A 4,941-nucleotide genomic window follows, 5' to 3' on the forward strand; every position below is an offset into this window, starting at 1 on the left:
CCCGCCGACAGGCTGACGGGTTTCCTGCGGCAGGCTCCGGTGCTGGACCGGCTGGACGAGGCCGAACTGCTCGGCTGGTCCGTCGAGACCGTGCGGGCCGCCCGCCGCGACGGGTACCTCGCCTCGACCGCCGACGCCATCGCGGTGTTCGAGACGTCGATCCTGCTGGCCGGCCTGCGCGACCGGGCCAAGCCGACGCCGTACGACTTCCAGGACGCGGCCGTCACCTGCATCGAGAAGGACACCGTGCCCGGCCGGCGCGACGTCCGCCGCATCGTCGAGATCATGATGGGGGGCGACCGGGTCGGGCAGGTCGGCTACGACGCCCTTCCGCCGCTCGCCCGGGACGTGCACGACCGGCTGGCCCCGCTCGGCCTGAAGCTCCAGCAGCGCGGGGTGCGGCGCGCCCTGCTGGACATCGCCTCCCGGCCCGAGCTGGAAGCCTGCTCCGACGTGCTGTGGATGCTGCGTTACCTCATGCCGCAGGGTGCCGCCCGGGCGATCATGGGGGAGCGGAAGCTGGGGGAGCGGTCCATCCAGGAGTCGTGGGACCTCGCCCTGGGCACCCACCAGCGGGCCCTCATCGAGCTCGGTTACGAGGGCGTGAGCATCGAGCAGGTCCTGGAACAGCGCCTGCGCCGCGCCGCGTACGCCCCGCAGGCCACCACGGCCACCGTCCTGGCGGCCGTCGAGGACGCCGTGCTGTACCTGCGAAACCGTCGCCTCGCCGACGAGCTGGGCAACCACGCCCTGGTCGTGCTCTCCGCCGAGCGCAGCGTCGACGGCGCCCCGGAGGTGCTGCGCAGGGTGCGGCGGCTGCTGGCGTACTACCGCACCGGTGAGCCGGTACTACCGCCGTGGATCGAGGCCTTCACCAAGGCCGGGTACGCGCACTACTGCACCCTGCTGCCCACCGCCTTCGCCGACGAGGACGCGGGCGTCCGCCACGTCTCGGCGATGCTGGGCTTCCTGTTCGGCATGGAGAGTCTGGCCCTGTCGCTCGGCTGCGACCGCACCCAGCTGGAACTGGCCGTCGCCCAGTCCCGCCCCCGGGACCCGGCGAAGACGGCGCTGCTGTGGGCGGCCCAGGTCCACCTGGGCCGCAGGAGCCGGGCGGAGCTGCGCGCCACCTGTGACGAGCTGCTGGGCAATCCGTTGGTGGTGCCCGCCTACCCCCAGTACCTCAGCGGCTTCGTACACGCCCTGGAACCGGTGCCGGGGCTCGCCGACTTCGTGGTGGAGGCGGTGTCCCAGGCCTTCGGGCGACTGCCCGACCCGGTGCTCCTTCCGTGGCTGCCGACCCTGATCATCAGTCTGCGCAAGGAGGGTTCGGAGCTGGCCCCGCTGCTGATCCGTGAGGCCGGGCGGATCTTCCCAGGCCGACTGGCGGCCCTCGACGCCTGGGTGCCGCCGTGGCTGGACCAGGCGGAGCCGGCGGCCCCGCGCCCGGTGGGCGGTACCGGCGGCAGTGCCCTCCTCGCCGCCCATCCGGCCGTGTGCGACGCGGTGGCGGAGCTGCTCGGCTGCGCGGGGACGTGGGAGGAGACCCGGACCGGACCGGCCGGCGCGGTCCTGGCCGGGCTGCACCCGGAGACGGGTGCGGCACTGGAGGCGCTCCTCAGCGACGCGTGACGGCGTCGGCGGGGGCGGGGCGGGAAGGTGCGGGCCGCGGACCGCGCGTCGATGGCGGCGCCCGGGACCGGGGCGGGGCCAAGGCGAGGGACGGTCGAGACGGCCCCGCCTCGCCACGCCTTGCCCTGCCCCGCCTCCCCACGCCCTGCCCCGCCCGCCTCCCCACGCCTTGCCCTGCCCCACCCCGCTCCGTCCCGGACCGTCGCGCCCCGCCCCGTTCCGGCCCGGACCATCGCGTCCCGCCCCCGCCCCCACCCCGGTTCGCGAGCCCGGCCGCACGCGGTCCGGCAGTCCGGCACGTCCCGAAAGCCCCGGAAAGCACCATCCGGCCCATCCGCCGTCTCAGGTAGTAGGAAGTCCGACTAACTGTGGAGACAGATCGCTCCGGCTGTCCTAGCGTTGTAGAAGCCGAACGATTCGCGTGATCCAGCGACCGGCGGTCGTGAGTGCGTGCCCCGAAGCAGGCGACCCCTGCGGCACCCGGCTCCCCGCCCCTTCCGGCGCCCCCGCACACCCGGTTTCGACCGACCCGTCGTGCCTGACACCACCGTGGGCACGTCCCGATCCCGCGATCCATGCGATTTCAAGGAGTCGATCCGTCATGGCCCAGACCACCGTCCGCCGCGTCCGTCACACCCCCCGCCCCACCGAGACGGAGCGCAAGAACGCCGCCGCCGCCCTCCAGCGGGCCCTCGACCGCCGTGACAACGGCGGATCCACCGGTCACTGACGGTCCGGGGCCCGGGCCGGGCCCCCCTCACTCCATGTCCGCATGATGGACGTCGGATGTCATGGGGTGGGACGGAAGGCTAGGGTGCAGCCATGTCTCGCAGCATCGATCTCGCAGTGATCCCCGGCGACGGTATCGGCCAGGAGGTCGTCACCCAGGGCCTCAAGGTCCTGAGCGCCGTCCTTCCGTCGGACGTGAAGCTGGAGACCAAGGAGTACGACCTCGGCGCCCGGCGCTGGCACCGCACCGGCGAAACCCTCCCGGACGCGGAGCTGGAGGAGCTCAAGAAGCACGACGCCATCCTCCTCGGCGCCATCGGCGACCCGTCGGTGCCCTCGGGCGTGCTGGAGCGCGGTCTCCTCCTGAAGCTGCGCTTCGCCTTCGACCACTTCGTGAACCTGCGGCCGTCGAAGCTCTTCCCGAACACCGCGACGCCGCTGGCCGGCCGCCCCGAGATCGACTTCGTCGTCGTCCGCGAGGGCACCGAGGGCCCCTATACGGGCAACGGCGGCTCCCTGCGCACGGGCACCGAGCACGAGGTCGCCACCGAGGTCAGTGTGAACACCGCCTACGGTGTCGAGCGCGTCGTGCGGGACGCCTTCGCGCGGGCCGCGGCCCGCCCCCGCAAGAAGCTGACGCTGGTCCACAAGAACAACGTCCTCGTGCACGCGGGCCACCTGTGGAAGAACATCTTCGACACGGTCGCGGCCGAGTACCCCGAGGTCACCACCGACTACCTGCACGTCGACGCCGCGACGATCTTCTTCGTCACCCAGCCCGAGCGCTTCGACGTCATCGTCACCGACAACCTCTTCGGCGACATCCTCACCGACCTCGCCGCTGCTGTGACCGGCGGCATCGGCCTGGCCGCCTCCGGCAACATCAACCCGACGGGCGCTTTCCCGTCGATGTTCGAGCCGGTCCACGGCACCGCCCCCGACATCGCGGGCCAGGGCAAGGCCGACCCGACCGCCACGGTCCTCTCCGTCGCCCTCCTGCTGCGCCACCTCGGCCACGAGTCCGAGGCCGTCCGCATCGAGGAGGCCGTCTCCGCGGACCTCGCGGAGCGCGAGGGCAAGGCCGCCCGCAGCACGGACGAGATCGGCGACGCGCTCGCGGTACGCGTAGCGAGCTGACCCGACGCCTCCACTTCGAAGCCGCCGGGTCACCAAGCACCCGGCGGCTTCTCCTTGCGGTCCCCGGGTGCCACCATCGACCCACGGACCGCGTTTCACGTCACCGCAAACACACCATTTCGTGCACGGCCCCTCGCGAGCGATAATCGAACGCGGGGCCGTGGCTTGCGGGAGAGCTCGGACGTCCTACCACCTGTACCGCGCTGTGCCGGACGGGAGCGGGCGCGAGCGCGGTCCATCACACACAAGACCGGTGAAGGACACGCACTCATGACGACGCCCACGATCGAGCTCAAGCCCTCCTCCAGCCCGCTGTCCGACGCGGAGCGCGAGGCGATTCTGGCCGACCCCGGATTCGGCCGGCACTTCACCGACCACATGGTGACCATCAGCTGGACCGAGGGCCGCGGCTGGCACGACGCCCAGCTCGTCCCGTACGGGCCGCTGTCGATCGACCCGGCCAACATGACCCTGCACTACGGGCAGGAGATCTTCGAGGGCCTCAAGGCCTACCGCCAGCCCGACGGCAGCGTCGCCACCTTCCGTCCCGAGGCCAACGCCGCCCGCTTCCAGCGCTCCGCCGCACGGCTCGCCATGCCCGAACTGCCCGCCGAGACGTTCATCGCGGCCTGCGACGCGCTCATCCAGCAGGACGAGGCGTGGGTTCCGGCGCACGGCGGCGAGGAGTCCCTCTACCTGCGCCCGTTCATGATCGCGTCCGAGGTCGGCCTGGGCGTGAGGCCCGCCAACGAGTACCTCTTCCTCGTCATCGCCTCCCCGGCCGGCGCCTACTTCTCCGGCGGTGTGAAGCCCGTCTCGATCTGGCTCTCCCAAGACCGGGTCCGCGCCGTCCCCGGCGGCATGGGCGACGCCAAGACCGGCGGCAACTACGCCGCGTCCCTCCTCGCCCAGGCCGAGGCCGCCCGGAAGGGCTGCGACCAGGTCGCCTACCTCGACGCCGTCGAGCACAAGTGGGTCGAGGAACTCGGCGGGATGAACCTCTACTTCGTGTACGAGCAGGAGGACGGCGGCAAGCGGATCGTCACCCCCTCCCTCACCGGCTCGCTGCTCGCCGGTGTCACCCGTGACTCGCTGCTCACCGTCGCCCGGGACCTCGGCTACACCTCCGAGGAGGACCGCGTCTCCATCGACCAGTGGCGCGACGACACCGCGAACGGCACCCTCGTCGAGGTCTTCGCCTGCGGTACCGCCGCCGTCATCACCCCCGTCGGCACCGTGAAGTCCGCGGACGGCGAGTGGACGCAGGGCGACGGCACCCCGGGCGAGACCACCCTCAAGCTGCGCGAGCGCCTGCTGGACATCCAGCGGGGCACCGTCGAGGACACCCACGGCTGGATGCACCCCCTCGGCCGCTGACCGGGCCCGTGCCCGTACGGGAGCCACACCCGGTCCCGCCGGGCGCGGCTCCCGCCGTGGGGCGGG

The 4,941-nt window shown here is 72.4% G+C and carries 4 protein-coding genes; all 4 read left to right on the forward strand.

All coding sequences use genetic code 11. The features are described from left to right. Positions 1–1,632 (forward strand): DUF5682 family protein (locus IH13_RS0124030; RefSeq protein ID WP_031087737.1); only part of this gene is annotated, 1,632 nt, incomplete at its 5' end. Positions 1,633–2,233: 601 nt separating this feature from the next. Then, on the forward strand, positions 2,234–2,362 hold the full coding sequence (locus IH13_RS45595) for a hypothetical protein (RefSeq protein WP_267883874.1): 129 nt from the start codon (positions 2,234–2,236) through the stop codon (positions 2,360–2,362). A 92-nt stretch (positions 2,363–2,454) separates the two neighbouring features. Beyond that, a complete protein-coding gene (locus IH13_RS0124045; protein WP_031087739.1) occupies positions 2,455–3,498 on the forward strand; it encodes a 3-isopropylmalate dehydrogenase in 1,044 nt (347 codons plus the stop codon). Positions 3,499–3,768: 270 nt separating this feature from the next. Next, a complete protein-coding gene (locus IH13_RS0124050) occupies positions 3,769–4,875 on the forward strand; it encodes a branched-chain amino acid aminotransferase (protein ID WP_031087741.1) in 1,107 nt (368 codons plus the stop codon). Positions 4,876–4,941 lie beyond the last annotated feature (66 nt).

This window comes from Streptomyces sp. NRRL WC-3549 (genome assembly GCF_000721935.1).
Lineage (GTDB): Bacteria > Actinomycetota > Actinomycetes > Streptomycetales > Streptomycetaceae > Streptomyces.